Origin of the sequence: Parabacteroides sp. An277 (assembly GCF_002159645.1) — a bacterium.
Lineage (GTDB): Bacteria > Bacteroidota > Bacteroidia > Bacteroidales > Tannerellaceae > Parabacteroides.
Map to the genome: position 1 here is coordinate 38,480 of NZ_NFJB01000019.1, position 17,124 is coordinate 55,603.

Annotated in this window: 12 protein-coding genes; 9 read left to right on the forward strand and 3 right to left on the reverse strand. The window is 45.5% G+C overall.

Annotated features, from left to right (window positions below):
* Window positions 1–13 precede the first annotated feature (13 nt).
* Entirely contained in the window at window positions 14–2,224 is a 2,211-nt protein-coding gene (locus tag B5F77_RS09190) for a RelA/SpoT family protein (RefSeq protein WP_087330045.1), read from the reverse strand.
* Window positions 2,225–2,370: 146 nt separating this feature from the next.
* Here B5F77_RS09190 and B5F77_RS09195 point away from each other — a divergent pair, with 146 nt between their 5' ends.
* Window positions 2,371–3,897 carry a DUF4301 family protein gene (locus B5F77_RS09195; RefSeq protein ID WP_087330047.1) on the forward strand — a complete coding sequence of 509 codons (1,527 nt, stop codon included), beginning with the start codon at window positions 2,371–2,373 and terminating at the stop codon, window positions 3,895–3,897.
* Between the two features lie 1,025 nt (window positions 3,898–4,922).
* Here B5F77_RS09195 and B5F77_RS09205 read toward each other — a convergent pair.
* Window positions 4,923–6,512 (reverse strand): sulfatase, encoded by a 1,590-nt coding sequence (locus tag B5F77_RS09205; protein ID WP_087330051.1) that lies wholly within the window; start codon window positions 6,510–6,512, stop codon window positions 4,923–4,925.
* A gap of 172 nt (window positions 6,513–6,684) precedes the next feature.
* Between B5F77_RS09205 and B5F77_RS09210 the strand changes: the two genes are divergently transcribed.
* From B5F77_RS09210 to B5F77_RS09240, 8 genes are all read left to right on the forward strand, one after another.
* The gene (locus B5F77_RS09210) at window positions 6,685–8,406 is read left to right on the forward strand and encodes an alpha-amylase family glycosyl hydrolase (protein WP_239446060.1); all 1,722 of its coding nucleotides are present in this window, start codon (window positions 6,685–6,687) and stop codon (window positions 8,404–8,406) included.
* Window positions 8,407–8,489: 83 nt separating this feature from the next.
* Window positions 8,490–9,431 carry a ribose-phosphate pyrophosphokinase gene (locus B5F77_RS09215; protein WP_087330055.1) on the forward strand — a complete coding sequence of 314 codons (942 nt, stop codon included), beginning with the start codon at window positions 8,490–8,492 and terminating at the stop codon, window positions 9,429–9,431.
* Window positions 9,432–9,529: 98 nt separating this feature from the next.
* Window positions 9,530–10,660, forward strand: coding sequence for a radical SAM family heme chaperone HemW (gene hemW, locus B5F77_RS09220; protein WP_087330058.1), 1,131 nt, complete (start codon window positions 9,530–9,532; stop codon window positions 10,658–10,660).
* 142 nt (window positions 10,661–10,802) lie between these two features.
* A complete protein-coding gene (locus B5F77_RS09225; RefSeq protein ID WP_087330060.1) occupies window positions 10,803–11,378 on the forward strand; it encodes a zeta toxin family protein in 576 nt (191 codons plus the stop codon).
* On the forward strand, window positions 11,371–11,541 hold the full coding sequence (locus B5F77_RS15855) for a hypothetical protein (protein ID WP_204244959.1): 171 nt from the start codon (window positions 11,371–11,373) through the stop codon (window positions 11,539–11,541). Before B5F77_RS09225 ends, B5F77_RS15855 begins: the two co-directional genes overlap by 8 nt.
* 361 nt (window positions 11,542–11,902) lie before the next feature.
* On the forward strand, window positions 11,903–13,108 hold the full coding sequence (locus B5F77_RS09230) for an ROK family transcriptional regulator (RefSeq protein WP_087330062.1): 1,206 nt from the start codon (window positions 11,903–11,905) through the stop codon (window positions 13,106–13,108).
* A 20-nt stretch (window positions 13,109–13,128) separates the two neighbouring features.
* A complete protein-coding gene (locus tag B5F77_RS09235; RefSeq protein ID WP_087330064.1) occupies window positions 13,129–14,307 on the forward strand; it encodes an AGE family epimerase/isomerase in 1,179 nt (392 codons plus the stop codon).
* Window positions 14,308–14,310: 3 nt separating this feature from the next.
* Window positions 14,311–15,645, forward strand: a complete 1,335-nt coding sequence (locus tag B5F77_RS09240; RefSeq protein WP_087330066.1) for an MATE family efflux transporter — start codon at window positions 14,311–14,313, stop codon at window positions 15,643–15,645.
* Here the strand turns inward: B5F77_RS09240 and B5F77_RS09245 are convergent.
* Window positions 15,640–16,857: an S-adenosylmethionine:tRNA ribosyltransferase-isomerase gene (locus B5F77_RS09245; protein WP_204244960.1), complete on the reverse strand. Its 1,218-nt coding sequence runs from the start codon at window positions 16,855–16,857 to the stop codon at window positions 15,640–15,642. The two genes, B5F77_RS09240 and B5F77_RS09245, sit on opposite strands and share 6 nt — an antisense overlap.
* Window positions 16,858–17,124 lie beyond the last annotated feature (267 nt).

Below are 17,124 nucleotides of genomic sequence, written 5' to 3' on the forward strand. Positions count from 1 at the left end.
AACGAACTATATTTTAGGTGTTCAGCCGTTCTACCTGCTTGACTCCTTTTACAGTGTTGATTTTTTTTATCAATTGGTTGAGGGAAGCGGTATCTTTCACCGAAACCGTAAAATTCCCTTGGAATAAACCATCTACTGAGTTGATATTCAGTGAGCGAAGTGAGATGCCCTCCTCCTTTCCGATGACCGAAGTGATGTTGGTTACGATGGCGATATCGTCTCTACCCACCACGCGAAGGGTGACGGTGTAGCCATTATCTCCCTTCCCGCTCCATTTAGCGCGGATGATGCGGTACCCGAAGCGGCTGAACATTTCCTGCGCGTTGGGGCAATCCATGCGGTGGATTTTGATGCCTTGCGTGGAGACGAAGCCGAACACCTCGTCGCCATAAATCGGGTTGCAACATTTGGCGAGCTTATATTCGATGCCGGTGAGGTTTTGGTCGATGACAAGTACATCCTTATTTGATGCAATCTCCTCAGCTTCTGTAGTTTTAATATACGATTCAGCACTTCGTACAGGTGCCTCACCGGGTTCATTTTCTTTGTGTACGCTTTCGAGATAAGCATCGATGACATCGTTCGGATCCAGCTTTTCCTGGGCGATATCGAGGTAGAAATCCGTCACCGTCTTATAGCCTTTCTTTTTGATATAGCGCATGAGGGGTGCCTCTTCCAGTTCGATTTTCCGATTCTTGAAACGCCGCTGGAGCATCTCCTTCGCGAAATCTACCCTCGCAGCTGCCTCTTCCCGAAGTGCTTGTTTGATGCGCACACGCGCTTTAGAGGTGACAACAAAGTTAAGCCAGTCACGCTTAGGAGTTTGTTGAGGTGAGGTGATGATAGAAACCGAATCTCCGTTGTGCAACTCTTGCTTGATGGGGGCATTCTTTCCGTTTACTTTAGCAGATATACACTTGCATCCCAGCTGAGAATGGATTGCAAAAGCGAAGTCGAGCACGGTTGCTCCCTTGGCCAGTTTGATGAGTTCGCCTGTCGGGGTAAAGACGTAGATTTCATCTTTGTAAAGATCCATGCGGAAATCCTTCATGAGGTCGAGCGGACTAGCCTCTTTGTTTTCCAAGGCAGCCCGGACAGTATTCATAAATTCATCCAATCCTTTTTCTGCCTTGATGCCTTTGTACCGCCAATGGGCAGCCAATCCTTTCTCGGCAATTTCGTCCATACGTTTGGTACGTATTTGAACTTCCACCCATTTATTATCAGGTCCCATAACGGTAATGTGCAAACTCTCGTATCCGTTCGATTTTGGGATGGAAATCCAATCTTTCAAGCGGTTGGGATTGGGTTGGTACATGTCTGTCACGATGGAATAAACTTGCCAGCAATCTGAACGTTCTTTCTCCAACGGCGTGTCAAGTACGATGCGGATAGCGAAAAGGTCGTAGATATGCTCAAAATCGACCTTTTGTTTTTTCAGTTTATTATTGATAGAATGGATAGATTTCGTACGCCCTTTGATTTCGAACTTGAATCCCGCTTGCTCGAGCTTCTCTTTGATGGGAGCGATAAAGCGGGCAATGTAGGCATCGCGTGAGCGCTTCGTCTCGTTCAGTTTTTGCTTGATGAAATCGAATTGCTTTCGGTCGAGGTATTTGAGCGAGAGATCTTCCATTTCGCTTTTGATGCCATATAATCCCAACCGGTGGGCAAGGGGGGCATAGAGGTAAGCTGCCTCGGTGGCCAGCCGTACGCGGTCGTCTTCAGACAATCGCTTGCCCAATCGCATGAGGCAAAGTCTATCGGCTATCATAAGCAAGATAACGCGTACATCCTCGGCAAACGAGAACAAGAGATGGTGGAAATTCTCCGAATTGATAGCCGTATTGCGGGCATATAAATCCGACGTGCGCAAGAGGCGTTGAATCATCACCACCACCTCTTCGCCAAACAACGCCTGCACCTGCTCTGGGGTAATGACTTGCTTGTAAACCGGGCGATATAATAAAAGCGCCAATACGGAGGTACGCTTCAACCCAATCTCGACCGAGGCGATAAGGGCAGTATCGATATTGCGCAACAATCCATTGATGCCATTTTTATCTCTTCCATAGCACTCTTTGGCTACGATTTGTTTCATGAGGGATTTCATTTTCGAAATATCCTCTTTTTCCAAACAAGAATAGAGGCTTCGTAACAAAGCCCTGTACTTCGTGAAGAATTCTTTCTTCTCTTCGGGTGTAAAAAATACTTGTGTCTCCATAAGCTATTTCTATTAAATTATCTGCTAAATGGACTCATTTTCACGAATCGGGCGTAAAAGTATCGATTTATTTTGAATTATCCGTGCGATTATTAGGAGTATTTTTTATACATTTGCGGCATATACAAACAATAAAATAAAGTACTATGTTAAACGCGAAAGACTTAGAGTTATTATCCGCAAAGGGTATTTCGGAAGAAAAGATTAACGAACAGTTGGCTTGTTTCGAGAAGGGCTTCCCATTTTTGGAAATTGTAGCTTCTGCTTCTGTCGAGAAGGGTATCCAGGTGATTCCCGCCGATGCGCAAGCTGCCTATATGGAAGAATGGGATGCTTACCTCACGAAAAACAAACGGATTCTCAAATTCGTACCTGCTTCAGGTGCAGCCAGCCGTATGTTCAAGAATCTGTACGCGTTCTTATCGGCCGATTATGATGTGCCGACTACTGATTTTGAGAAAAAGTTCTTCAACGACATCCGTAAGTTCGCTTTCTACAAGGCGTTGGACCGTCAGTGTATGGAGAATACGGGAAAAGACATTGCCGCGCTGATGGCCTTGGGCGAATATAAGCGTGTGGTGGCTACATTACTCGAAAAAGAGGGGTTGAACTATGGTTCGCTTCCCAAAGGGTTGTTGCTTTTCCATACCTATCCCGACACTTTCCGCACGGCGATGGAAGAGCATCTGGCAGAAGGAGCGATGTATGCGAAGAACAACGCGGGCGAAGTGAATATCCATTTCACCGTCTCGCCTGAGCATCAAGCTTTGTTCGAACAGCTAGTGGAGGAAAAGAAGGGTGCATACGAGGATAAATTCTCTGTGAAGTATGACATCTCCTTTAGCATCCAAAAGCCTAGTACCGACACGATTGCGGCAAATCCGGACAATACCCCGTTCCGCGATAAGAACGGCAACCTCCTCTTCCGTCCGGGTGGGCATGGGGCACTCATCGAGAACCTCAACGATGTGGATGCCGACGTTATCTTCATCAAGAACATCGACAACGTCGTGCCTGATAGCTTCAAATCCGCTACCATTATCTACAAAAAGCTCATTGCCGGCGTGCTTGTCTCCTTGCAAAAACGGATTTTCAACTATCTGAACCTCATCGATACGGGCAAATACACGAAAGCGCAGGTCGAAGAGATGATTCATTTCCTCCAAGACGAGCTTTGCATCCGTAAGCCGGACATCAAGCAGCTGGAGGATGCCGATTTGATTCTTTATATCAAGAACAAGCTCAACCGCCCTATCCGCGTCTGTGGCATGGTGAAGAATGTGGGCGAACCGGGCGGTGGTCCGTTCCTCGCGGTCAATCCGGATGGGTCTATCTCACCGCAAATCCTGGAAAGTTCGCAAATCGACATGAACAACCCGCAAAAGAAGGCGCTTTTTGAGCAGGGTACGCACTTCAACCCCGTCGACCTCGTTTGCGCGGTCAAGAATTACAAGGGCGAGAAGTTCGACCTCCCGAAGTATGTCGACAAGAATACGGGGTTTATCTCGTCGAAGAGCAAAGACGGGCGTGAACTCAAAGCCTTGGAACTTCCGGGGTTATGGAATGGCGCCATGAGCGACTGGGTGACGGTGTTCGTCGAAGTACCTATCGAAACTTTCAACCCGGTGAAGACGGTGAACGACCTCCTTCGCCGCGAACATCAGCAAGGATGATTTTTTATATGCGTTCATGAGGTGAAGGTGAGTGGCAGCCAATGCCGCTCCCTTCTTTTTTTATGGGTATTTCACTATGTTTTATTTACGTTTATCGCTATAAACGAAAGGATTGACGCCTGCGTTTGCGCGCGGATGCAGGCGTAACTCTATGATGTAAAGATACAAAATGTTTTTCTATCTACTGAATTTTAGGGGAGGTTAAGGAGTGAAATTTTGTTAAATTTGTCTGTTCTTTTTCCTTGATGAAAAAGAACCAAAAAATCAAGGCTGCGTCTGCTTCGCTACTCTCTCCCTACACTCCGCTGTTCGCGTTGCCAACTCGCTTCGCTCAAACAGCAACGCTCTCGGCCGCTTCGTTCCGCTCGCTCGCTTTACGCTCACCAGACAGAGGCCGGTGCTCTTTTCCTTCCCCTCCCTTCCTACGAACAAAGGGAAAATCGTCCATTCTCCAGGATGAATTTGCCTATTAAGACCGGCCTAACGGAAGCGGCGTAAAGCAAATGGGGGCATGGAGCGTAAAGAAATCTCGGTGTTTGAGCGCAAAGCGCGAGTTTTCCGAGATTTCAGCGGAATGCCTCCATTTGTAGCTGCTGGAGTGTAAGCCTTGAACTTTTGGTTCTTTTCTTTCAAGAGAAAAGAACGGAAAAAGAACGCCACAATGACAATGAACAATGAAATTAAAAATTTCGCTTCCGGTGCGCGGCGGGGAGAGAGATTTATTCATATAGTAGATATAATAGTATATATATAATATTATATTATTAATATATATATATTATATTATATTATATATTATTTTACTTCTCTACTGCCCCGCTCGGTACGGAAGGCATTTTTCTTATTTTCATTGTTCATTGTCATTCGGGAGAGAAAGAGTGTATACGGCTTAATGGTTGGTTTAAAGGGTATTAAGGATTTGAGCTGCCCTGAAAGAAAGATGAAATAAGAGGAATATTTAACGGAATTTTACATATTAACCCCGCCCAGATTTGGGAAACTGAGCGGGAATGTGTATATTTGTATCAGAATTCGTCCACTTTTAAATCTGAGCGGAAGCGGTCGAGCTGTTGTTGCAGACGGTCTTGCACCTCTTGGTAGTCGGGGTTTCCATAGAGGTTGTGAAGTTCGCCTGGATCAGCTTTTAGGTCGTATAGTTCGTTGCAATTCACGGCATTGCGTGTATCGTCTTTCTCGCCATAGAAATGGATGAGCTTGTATTGCGCGTCGCGTACGCCATCGTGGCGGCGCACCATATGGATAGCGGGGTAATCATAATAATGGTAGTAAAGATACTGACGCCAATCGGGAGGCGTTGTGCCGCAGAGGAGCGGTACGAGCGAAGAACCGCTCATTTCGTTGGGTTTCTGGATGCCGGCAATGTCGAGGTAAGTTGGGGCATAATCGATGTTTTGCACCAAATCCCAGTTTTCGACACCCTGCTTTCCGCCCGGATAGCGGATGATGAGCGGCGTACGGAAACTCTCTTCATACATGAAGCGTTTGTCGAACCAGCCATGCTCGCCCATGTAGAAGCCCTGGTCGGAAGTGTAGACGATGACGGTGTTGTCCATCAAATCGTGCGCTTCGAGGTAATCGAGGAGTCGACCCACTTCGTCGTCGATGGTTTTAATACAACGCAGGTAGTCTTTGATATATTGTTGATATTTCCAGCGTGTGAGCGCTTCGCCCGAGAGGTTTTGCTTCTTAAAGTCCTCGAGGCGTGCAGCGTAGGCGGTTTCCCAGGCGGTGCGCTGGGCGGAGTCCATGCGGTCGAGGGAAGCTTGGAGTCCGTTCGCACTCCATTCGTCTTTGTAGGGGGACTGGTTGCGCAGGTCGTTGAGCTTGAGGTCGTAGACGAGCGTCATGTGGTCAGCGATGCGCATTTCCTGCGTATGGGCAGGTTCGCATCGGGTAGCGTAGTCATCGTCGAAAGTATCCGGATAAGGGAACTCTACGTCGTCGTACAGGTGGAGGTATTTCTCTTCGGGCATCCAATTACGGTGTGGCGCTTTGTGGTGGACGAGGAGGCAGAAGGGTTTCTCCGGGTTGCGATGTTCGAGGAAGTCGATAGCATAATCCGTGGTGAGCTTCGTGGCATAGCCTTTACGCTTCACGTACTGTCCGTTTGTTTCCGGACTTTTGAACTCGGGGTTGTAGTATTCGCCCTGATCCCAAAGCACTTGGTAATAATCGAAACCCTTCGGTTCGCATTGCATATGCCATTTGCCCACGACGGCAGTCTGATACCCCTCCGCGCGAAGGAGTTCGGAGAAGAACGTCTTGGTGGTATCGATACCAGCACCTAATTGACGTTGCCCGTTTTGGTGGCTGTAAAGACCTGTCATGAGGCAAGCACGGCTGGGTGTTGAGAGTGAATTTTCGACAAACGCCTGCCGGAAAAGCATTCCTTCGGCCGCTAGCCGGTCGAGGTTAGGCGTGGGGGCGAGTTTACCTAAGGCATGTCCATAGGCGCTTAGGGTTTGATACGAATGGTCGTCTGTCATGATGTGGATAATGTTGAGCGGTTTTTCTTTTGTTTTTTGCCCGCCTGCGCACGAAGCGAGGAAGATAGAGGTCAGTAAACCGCCCGTCCAAATGAAGTTCCTTTTCATATTTCTGTCTTGTTTAAAATTATTTTTGAAGGCAAAGGTAAGGAAATAATCCGGTGAGTTAAATTTCGGATACGCAAAAACGCAAAAAAAGCGGCGAAAAGTTTTGTGCTGTAAAAAAAAAGTTTCATATTTGGGGGTTCTTAGGTGATTGATGCAACAAAAAGAAAACGATATGGAAAAAAGCAAGCAAGACAAGATGATTATCTACCAAGTCTTTCCGCGTTGGTTTGGGAATGGAAATGCTTCGTTGGTGAAGAATGGAAGCATCATGGAAAATGGTGTGGGAAAATTCTCCGCCTTTACCTCCTTAGCTTTACATAAGATAAAGGAATTAGGCGTGACGCACGTGTGGTATACAGGCGTGATTGAACATGCTACGCAAACAGATTATACGGCCTATCAAATACAAAAAGACCATGCAGCCGTGGTGAAAGGTAAAGCTGGTTCGCCCTATGCTATCAAGGATTATTATGATGTGGATCCTGATTTGGCCGACCAAGTACCCAACCGCATGGCCGAGTTCGAAGCACTCGTCGAGCGTACGCATCAAGCCGGGTTAGGAGTGATTCTTGATTTCGTACCTAACCATGTAGCTCGTGAATACAAATCCGACGCACATTATAATTATATATCCGATTTAGGAGAACACGACAATACCTCGAAAGCGTTCGATCCGAACAATAACTTTTATTATATACCCGGACAACCCCTTACGCTCCCCTTCACCGCCGAAGAGAGCGATGGCGATATGGAGTATATCGAATATGCCGAGTTTCCCGCTAAAGCTACGGGCAATGATCATTTTGATGCTTACCCAGGCAAAAACGATTGGTATGAGACGGTAAAACTCAATTACGGTGTGGATTATTTGAATGGACATCGGTGTTATTTTTCACCCATACCCAATACGTGGTTTAAGATGCTCGATATTCTGCTCTTCTGGGCAAGAAAGGGTATTGAAGGATTCCGTTGCGATATGGCGGAAATGGTACCGGTCGAATTCTGGGAGTGGGCTATACCTCGCGTGAAAGAGCAATATCCGAAAATACTGTTTATTGCGGAAATATACAACCCGAATGCCTACCGAGCTTATCTTGCGCAAGGGCATTTTGATTATTTGTATGATAAGGTAGGATTGTATGATACGCTTCGAGCTGTTACTTGTGGCCAAGCACCGGCCGATCGTATATCGGGCTGCTGGAAATCTGTTGAAGGTATTCAAGGGCAGATGCTCAACTTCTTGGAAAACCATGACGAACAACGCTTGGCTTCTGATTTCTATGCAAAAGACGGACGTGTAGGCATTGCCCCGATGATGGTAGCTGCCTGGATGAATACGAACCCTGTCATGATTTATAGCGGTCAAGAGCTGGGTGAACGTGGCATGGATGAAGAAGGATTTAGTGGACGAGACGGGCGAACAACCATCTTCGATTATTGGAGTGTGGAAAGTATCCGTAATTGGCGTAACGGCGGTTCGTTTGATGGAGCTAAACTTACTCCAGCACAACGCTCTTTACGCGAAATGTATATCCGGATACTCACCATCGCCCGCGATGAACCCGCTATTGCCCGCGGAGGCTTCTACGATTTGATGTATGCCAACGAGAAGAATCGTTTTTTTAATAGCCGTAATCAGTATGCTTTTCTACGGTATTTGGGAAAGGATATAGTTATAATTGTCGTGAACTTCAGCCATTCGGAGCAGAAGGTGTGGGTGCACGTCCCGCAAGAGGCTATGGCAAAAATCGGCATAAAAGATAATGCCCCTGCCCGCCAAATCAATCTTTTGACGGGAGATGAAACCATCTCGACGCTCACGACCGTATGGCCTTTCAAAGTAACGCTTCCACCTTGTTCGGGGCAAATCTTGAAGTTTGTGTACGATTTGTAGTGCGCAGTTCGTAATGTTTTTGTAATTTTGCAGCAAGAAAATATATAGACAACAGTTTTAAAAAGACAGAATAAATGAGTGTAATGAGCGCGCATACTCCATTCTTGGTGTTTTCGGGTACAAACTCCCGTTATCTGGCAGAGAAAATCTGCAATAGTTTGGGTTGTCCTCTGGGGCAAATGAATATTCAACACTTTGCGGACGGGGAGTTCTCCGTGTCATACGAAGAATCCATCCGCGGACGTGATGTCTTCTTAGTACAGTCTACGTTTCCGAATGCGGACAATTTAATGGAACTCCTCCTGATGATAGATGCGGCCAAACGAGCTTCTGCACATTCGATTATTGCCGTTATCCCTTACTTCGGGTGGGCACGTCAGGATAGAAAAGATAAACCACGCGTAGCGATTGGAGCAAAGTTGATAGCGGATATGCTGAGTGCAGCAGGTATTAACCGATTGATTACAATGGATTTGCATGCCGATCAAATACAGGGGTTCTTCAATGTGCCGGTCGACCATTTGTATGCGTCGAGCGTTTTCTTGGAATATATCAAGAATGAATTGCCATTGGATAATTTATGTATTGCCACACCGGATGTGGGAGGTACAAAACGTGCAAGCAGCTATTCGAAATACTTGGGCGTGCCGATGGTAATTTGCCATAAATCCCGTTTGCGCGCGAACGAAGTAGCCGAGATGCGTATCATCGGAGATGTAAAAGGTTTGGATGTTTTATTGGTAGATGATATGGTAGATACGGCAGGTACCATTACGAAGGCAGCCAACTTGATGATGGAAAACGGAGCAAAATCCGTACGGGCTATTGCCAGCCATGCGGTGATGTCCGACCCTGCCTCTACGCGAGTTGACCAATCTGCCCTTTCCGAGATGATATTTACCGATTCGATTCCTTATGCAAAGAAATGCGAGAAGGTAAAAATCCTTTCTATAGCGGATATGTTTGCTGAGGCTATCCGACGTGTATGTAGTGGCGAGTCGATTAGCTCGTTGTATGTAGTGTAAACGTTTTTTCATATTATATCTTTTAAAATGGACATGGATAACGTGATGTTCACGGGATCCATGTTTTTTTATGTATCTAAATAAGAAGGGAAAATACGATGGCAGGTCTTTATATCCATGTTCCTTTTTGTAAGAAAAGATGTTTGTATTGTGATTTTTATTCGAATACGGACATTACCATCAAAGGGGCATACGTGCGTGCGTTAGTACGCGAAATGGAACTTCGTAAGGTGTATCTAAAAGAGGAAGTATTAGAGACGATTTATATCGGAGGTGGCACCCCTTCCTTGCTTTCGCCTTCTGAGTTGTCTGTTATATTTGATGCCATTCATCGGCATTTTCGATTAGCTGACAATATGGAAATTACTCTCGAAGCTAATCCGGATGATATAAATAAGGAATATATTCATGCATTGTGTTCGTTGGGCATCAACCGGTTAAGTATGGGAGTACAAAGCTTCGACGAGGAAGATTTATTATTTCTGAATCGGCGGCATACGCGTACACAAGCTATCCAAGCAGTCAGGCGTTGCCAAGAATCCTACCTATATAATATAAATATAGATTTGATATATGGCCTCCCCGGACAAACGGTTGAGAAATGGGAAAACAATCTGGCGGAGGCAATTCGTTTGGATATTCCTCACCTCTCTGCCTATCATTTGATTTACGAAGAAGGTACTCCTCTTTACCGTCTGATGGAAGCTGGACGCGTTATGCCAGTAAGCGAGGAGACAAGCCTTCTTCTTTTTCGTACCCTTATCGATACGCTTACTACGGAGGGATATGAACATTATGAGATTTCCAACTTTGCCCGCCAAGGGCATTATGCTCGTCATAATAGTGCTTATTGGCAAGGTGGCCACTATTTAGGGTTAGGACCGGCTGCCCATTCTTATAATGGTGTAGAAAGAGAATGGAATGCCTCCTCTCTTTCGGCTTGGGAGGAGGGTATCCGTGCGGATAAATTGGCCATTGAGCAAGAGCCTCTCGACATGAACACGCGCTACAATGATTATATCGTTACCCGCCTTCGTACGAAATGGGGCGTTCGTTTGCCTGAAATAACCTCTTTTTTTGGTGAAGAGCGTACCGCTTATTGCTTGCGGATGGCTCAAAAATACCTCGCGCAAGGGAAACTTATTCTTCGTTCGGGTGATACGCTTGTACTATCGCGTGAAGGCATCTTCGTATCGGATGGCATCATGAGCGACCTTCTTTTTGTGTAGTTTTGGACGAAAATAGGGGTTTAGACAACAAACCCTGTGTTAAAACGTACATTTTTTGCACACAAATGCGATTTTTGTGTCGTTTTTCTTGCGTAGATAAAAAACTATTCCCTATATTTGCACCGTAAAAATACAGAAGTAAGTGCCATATTTGTACATCATAGCGGGTTGTAATGGAGCTGGAAAGACGACTGCGTCTTTTACGATACTGCCGGAAATGCTAAAATGTAAGGAGTTCGTTAATTCCGATGAGATAGCAAAAGGCTTATCTCCTTTTAATAGCGATAGCATAGCCGTAGCCGTGGAAGCAAGCCGTATTATGTATAAACGCATTAAAGAACTAATCGCAGCGCGCGAAACGTTCGCAATGGAGACGACACTGGCCACGCGATCAGTTGCAAATCTGATCAAAGAGGCTCAAAGGGAAGGTTATTACGTGACGTTGCTTTATTTTTGGCTGAATACGCCAGAATTGGCAATCGAGCGTGTCAAACAACGTGTGGCGGCAGGAGGGCATAATATCCCCGAGAAGACCATTCGTAGGCGATATGAAGCTGGCATCCACAATTTGTTCGAACTATATCTTCCGATTTGTGACTACTGGATGATTACAGACAATTCCATGTCGCCGATGGAGGTGATTGCCAAAGGCTTCAAGGATGAGAGAAAAGAAATATTCAATCAGACTATTTATAAAAAACTTGAAAGTCATGAGTGAGCAAGAACTAAGAGAATTTGAAGAAAATATTGTGAAGGGTGCGCATGTCGCTTTCCAACGGTTAGTAACACAGAAAAAGAAAGAAGACGGCGAGCTGATATTTTCTCGGAATGGACATATCTTTCGGGTGAAGGCTTCCGAACTCGACAAGGTGATGTTTTAAAATCCATTCCAGATTCTCAATACATCAAAGAAACACTTCAATGCAAAAGAGGCTATCCACGCTCGGGTAGCCTCTTTTTCTGTTCGCCCGAAATACCTTTGAATCTTTTTCGAATATAGGCATAAACGCGGACGATTCTCGTTATAAACGAAAACGATTCTCGTTGTTATTTTCTTTGCAATATTTTGCAAAACCTTTTTCTTGTACGAGGGAATATTCCTAAAAAATAGTATTAACTTTGTGAAGCTATTTGGATAAATGTTGGTTATGTGTATGTCCTTATCAAATGTTCTTCAAAATGGCTGCCCCAGAAAAGGCGGGGTGTTTATAGGTATTGTCAGCATAAAAACAAGAAAAGAAGATGGCTACGAGATTTCCATTTCAAGATGGTAGCGGAAAGAACGCTACTTTTAAAAAACGTTTGATGCAACGCCTGATTAAGTCGGGCAGTGCTTCTATTGCCGACATGGCTAAAGAGCTGGAATTGAGTATCCCAACGGTCACGAAGTTGGTAGGGGAATTGATTCGTGAGGGGTATGTGAAAGACTTAGGTAAGCAGAATACGAGCGGAGGAAGAAAACCGAATATTTATGGTTTGAATCCGAAATCAGGGTATTTCGTGGGGATGGATGTGCAGCATAAAAAGATATTGTTGGCGACTATTGATTTTAATGGCCATATTGTATCGAATGATGAACCTTACCCATACGAGTTAGCAGATACGCCAGAGGCTTTGGAGCAATTGATTCAAATCTTGAAAAATTACATTAGCCGTTTGGAAATCGATCCACGCCGGATATTGCAAGTGGGGATGAATATTGGCGGAAGAGTCAATCCGAAGACAGGTTTTTCGTATTCCTATTTCAATTTTAGCGAGAAGCCTCTGACGAAAGTATTGGAAGAGCGGATAGGAATTCCGGTTAGTATAGAAAACGATTCGCGCGCGATGATGTATGGCGAGTTCATGTCGGGATGCGTGAAGAAGGAAAAAGATGTGTTGTTTATCAACATCAATTGGGGATTAGGGGCAGGTATTATTATCGATGGTAAACCCTATTATGGGAAATCGGGTTTCTCGGGAGAGATCGGTCATATTTGTGCGCTTGATAATGAGATTATTTGCAATTGTGGCAAGAAAGGATGCTTGGAGACGGAAGCCTCTGGTTATGCCATCGAGCGGATGCTTCGCGAACGGATTGCGCAAGGATGCACGACTATTATGAGCGAGAAACTGGAAGAGCATGGCGAGTTTTTGTTGAACGATTTCGTGGAGGCTGTGCAAAAAGAAGATGTGTTATCCATTGAGATAGTAGAGCATATTGGTTTTGTGTTAGGACGTTGGATAGCCGGTTTGATTAACATCTTGAATCCGGAGATGGTCATTTTGGGAGGTCCTCTTTCGGAAACGCATGAATATTTGCGTTTGCCTATTCAGAGTGCCATTCGCAAGTATTCCTTGAATTTGGTAAATCATGATACGCGTTTGGTGGTTTCCCAATTGGGTGAACGTGGTGGATTGATAGGAGCATGTTTGCTTTCACGGAGTCGTTTGTTGGATATGATTTAAATACAAAAGGAGGATAAAATATGGATTTTAAGACATTGGCCGAAAAATATAAAACGGAGTTACTTGATAATGTAGTCCCGTTTTGGTTGAACCATTCACAAGATAAAGAATATGGAGGATACTTTACTTGTTTGCTTCGTGATGGTTCGGTGTTTGATACCGACAAATTTGTTTGGTTGCAAGGACGTGAAGTATGGTTCTTTTCCTATTTATATAATAAGGTAGAAAAGCGGCAAGAGTGGCTGGATTGTGCGATTCAGGGAGGTGAGTTTCTGAAACGATTCGGGCATGATGGTGATTATAATTGGTACTTTTCGTTGACACGAGAAGGGCGTCCGCTTGTAGCGCCTTATAATATTTTCTCGTATACATTTGCCGCTATGGCATTTGGACAATTAGCTTTGGCGACTGGAAGTAAAGAATACGAAGAGATTGCGCAAAAGACATACGCTCGCATCCTTGAGAAGAAAGATAATCCGAAGGGTGTGTGGAATAAACTCGTGCCGGGTACTCGCGATTTGAAAAATTTTGCCCTGCCGATGATTCTTTGTAATCTTTCGTTGGAGATAGAACATCTTTTAGAAGAGGATGTCTTGAAACACACCATCGAACATTGTATCCATGAAGTTATGGATGTATTCTATCGTCCGGAGTTGGGTTTGGTCGTTGAGAATGTGACAAATGATAACCAGCTATCCGATTCTTTCGAGGGACGCCAACTTAATCCGGGACATTCGATTGAGGCGATGTGGTTTATTATGGATTTAGGTGTCCGCCTTGGTCGACAAGATTTGATAGATCAAGCTGTCGATATTGCATTGAAAATGGTAAATGTTGGGTGGGATGACACATTCGGAGGTATCTTCTATTTTATGGATCGGTTAGGGTATCCGACCCAACAACTCGAGTGGGATCAAAAGCTTTGGTGGGTACATATCGAGACGATGATCTGCATGGCGAAGGGCTATCTTCTCACCGGTAGACCAGAATGCTGGGCATGGTTTGAAAAAGTGCAGGATTACGCCTGGAGTCACTTTAAAGATCCTGTTTATCCGGAATGGTATGGTTATCTCAATCGGCAGGGAGAAGTACTTCTTCCGTTGAAAGGGGGCAAGTGGAAAGGTTGTTTCCATGTCCCACGTGGACTTTATCAATGTTGGCAAACGCTTCAAAAATGTGCGATTAAACAAGGTGAATAAGGAATGCAGAAGATAAAAAACTTGACAGAAGGCCCCATTACGCGTCAGCTTTTTCATTTGGCTATCCCGATAATGGGGACTTCTTTTATACAGATGGCGTATAGCCTGACGGATATGGCTTGGGTTGGGCGATTGGGGAGTGAGGCTGTAGCGGCTATTGGGGCGGTAGGTATCTTGACATGGCTTACGCAATCAATCTCCCTAATGAGTAAAGTTGGTGCGGAAGTAACAGTAGCTCATGCGATTGGAGCGCAGAATACTTCTGAAGCACAAGCGTATGCTTCCCATAACTTGACGATAGGTCTTCTTGTATCGCTCGTATGGGGGACATTGCTTTTTGCATTTGCACATCCGTTAGTAGGTCTTTATAAATTGGATGCGGAAATTTCAGCCATGGCGGTGGAATATCTTCGGATTGTGGCTGCGGGTTTTCCGTTCATATTCCTTGCTTCTGCTTTTACGGGCATTCATAATGCTGCGGGACAAAGTAAGATTCCTTTTTTTGTGAGTGGAAGCGGCCTTGTGTTGAACATGATTCTCGATCCGCTTTTTATCCTTGGATTTGGATGGGGAACGGCAGGTGCAGCGTACGCTACGTGGTTGTCACAATTGGCTGTCGTCCTTCTTTTCGTTTATCAAGTGAAGGTACGGAAACAATTATGGTCTGATTTTCACTTTTTTGTCCGGTTAAAACGTTCCTATACGTTTCATATCGTCCGATTGGGACTTCCTGTCGCTTTGTTAAACAGCTTCTTTGCGGTGATTAATCTTTTGATGGGGCGGACAGCTTCTACGTATGGAGGTCACATTGGTTTGATGGCATTAACGGCTGGTGGACAAGTTGAGGCCATTGCCTGGAATACTTCGCAGGGATTTAGTACGGCACTCAGCACGTTCACGGCTCAGAATTTTGCCGCGCGTCGTCGAGAGCGTATTGAGAGTGCATACCATACTACGTTGAAGATGACCTCCGTCTTTGGTCTTTTTTGTACAGTTCTTTTTGTTTTCTGGGGTACAGAAGTTTTTCGTATCATTGTGCCAGAAACAACCGCTGCAGCGGCCGGAGGTGAATACCTGCAAATCGATGGCTATTCTATGATGTTTATGATGTTGGAAATCACCATGCAGGGACTGTTCTACGGGACAGGACGTACGGTTCCTCCGGCTATCATTAGCATATCGTTCAATACGTTGCGTATACCATTGGCTATTTATCTCGGTGCAGCTGGATTGGGCGTTGCCGGTGTTTGGTGGGCAATCAGCATCTCCAGCATCCTGAAGGGAATTGTCGCTTTCGTTTGGTTCCGCATACTCGAAAAACGGTTATGGCGGTCATAAGAGCAATGAACTATCTCCATAACTCAGAAACCGAAATTCGTGGCCGAGCGCATAGTCGTATATCGGCCGCCAGTTTCCTTTTACAAAGGCGGATATCAAAAGCAACAAGGTGCTTTTCGGTTGGTGGAAGTTGGTGACGATGCCGCGCACGACCTTAAACGTGTAGCCTGGGGCAATGATGATTTGCGTGGCCGTCACGAGCTGTTCCGCTCCGTGCCGCTCCAAGTAATCCAGGATGCGGCTTAATGCATCATCGGCCGAAAGCCGGTTGTTCGTTTCCTCGTAGGGCATCCATTGGGGTACTACTAACTCTTCAGAAGTCGCATTCGGGTTCTTATCCAACAACACACCGATATAATAGAGGCTTTCCAGCGTCCGCACAGAAGTGGTTCCTACGGCAATGACGTGCCCTAACTTCCGTCGGATATGTTCAATTGTGCTTTTGCGGACGGAAATAAACTCCGTATGCATCTCGTGCCCTTCTATCGTCTCGCTCTTTACGGGTTTGAAAGTTCCTGCCCCTACATGGAGCGTCACCTCTTCGCGTTCGATGCCTCGCGTGTCGATATCGGTCAGCACCTCTGGCGTGAAGTGAAGTCCAGCCGTCGGGGCAGCTACCGATCCTTTAATCTTCGAATAAACGGTCTGGTAAGTTTGCAAGTCGCTCTTTTCCGTCTCGCGGTGCAAATAGGGCGGAATGGGCAATACGCCTGCGGCATCCAACACCTCGGCAAAGGTCAGCGAGGCATCGTCCCAAGCCAATTCAACTACATGGCTATCGCCCCGGCTGGAAATCCGTTCGGCAGTCAGCTTCACCTCCTTCCCTTTGATCGGGATCATGCGCTCCAGTTTCCCTTCTTTCCATTTCTTCAGGTTTCCGATGAGGCATGTCCACCGGCAGCGTTCCGTCTGCTGGAAGATAAGTGCATAGTCGTGCGGCGTATGGGGTTCGAGGCAAAATACTTCGATTCGCGCTCCCGTCTGCTTTTGAAACAGAAGCCGGGCTTGGATCACCCGTGTATTATTGAAGACCATCAAGGCCTCTTGCGGCAAATAGTCCGGCAGGTGTTTGAAAACCGTCTCGCCTATTTCCCCTTCCTTATATAATAAAAGCTTCGATTCATCGCGCTTCGCCAACGGGAATTTGGCGATCCGTTCGTCCGGCAGCGCGTAATCATACTCTTCGATACGTATCTCTTTTGGGTTCATCATCTTTTCTTTTTTCGAGGTGCAAAAGTAGTGAGAATATGGCGAAGAACAAAATCTGGGTTATATAACGTGAGTTTGATACAAGAAAAAAGAGAAAAAGAGGGAGAAAAACTTCGGAACATCCTATGGAAAGTTCGAGATGTGCCGTTCAATTCTCTATCTTTAGCCTAAAGATACATATCTGCAGGTTAAAGATACATATCTTCAAGCTAAAGATATCTATCTTCAGCCTAAAGATAGACCTTTCTTAGGAAGCTCTCTGTTTTTTCC

What these genes read in the sequence shown, in the direction of transcription:
- B5F77_RS09190 (WP_087330045.1), bottom strand. Translation starts at nt 2,224, where the DNA reads ATGGAGACACAAGTATTTTTTACACCCGAAGAGAAGAAAGAATTCTTC.
- B5F77_RS09195 (WP_087330047.1), top strand. Translation starts at nt 2,371, where the DNA reads ATGTTAAACGCGAAAGACTTAGAGTTATTATCCGCAAAGGGTATTTCG.
- B5F77_RS09205 (WP_087330051.1), bottom strand. Translation starts at nt 6,512, where the DNA reads ATGAAAAGGAACTTCATTTGGACGGGCGGTTTACTGACCTCTATCTTC.
- B5F77_RS09210 (WP_239446060.1), top strand. Translation starts at nt 6,685, where the DNA reads ATGGAAAAAAGCAAGCAAGACAAGATGATTATCTACCAAGTCTTTCCG.
- B5F77_RS09215 (WP_087330055.1), top strand. Translation starts at nt 8,490, where the DNA reads ATGAGCGCGCATACTCCATTCTTGGTGTTTTCGGGTACAAACTCCCGT.
- hemW (WP_087330058.1), top strand. Translation starts at nt 9,530, where the DNA reads ATGGCAGGTCTTTATATCCATGTTCCTTTTTGTAAGAAAAGATGTTTG.
- B5F77_RS15855 (WP_204244959.1), top strand. Translation starts at nt 11,371, where the DNA reads ATGAGTGAGCAAGAACTAAGAGAATTTGAAGAAAATATTGTGAAGGGT.
- B5F77_RS09230 (WP_087330062.1), top strand. Translation starts at nt 11,903, where the DNA reads ATGGCTACGAGATTTCCATTTCAAGATGGTAGCGGAAAGAACGCTACT.
- B5F77_RS09235 (WP_087330064.1), top strand. Translation starts at nt 13,129, where the DNA reads ATGGATTTTAAGACATTGGCCGAAAAATATAAAACGGAGTTACTTGAT.
- B5F77_RS09240 (WP_087330066.1), top strand. Translation starts at nt 14,311, where the DNA reads ATGCAGAAGATAAAAAACTTGACAGAAGGCCCCATTACGCGTCAGCTT.
- B5F77_RS09245 (WP_204244960.1), bottom strand. Translation starts at nt 16,857, where the DNA reads ATGATGAACCCAAAAGAGATACGTATCGAAGAGTATGATTACGCGCTG.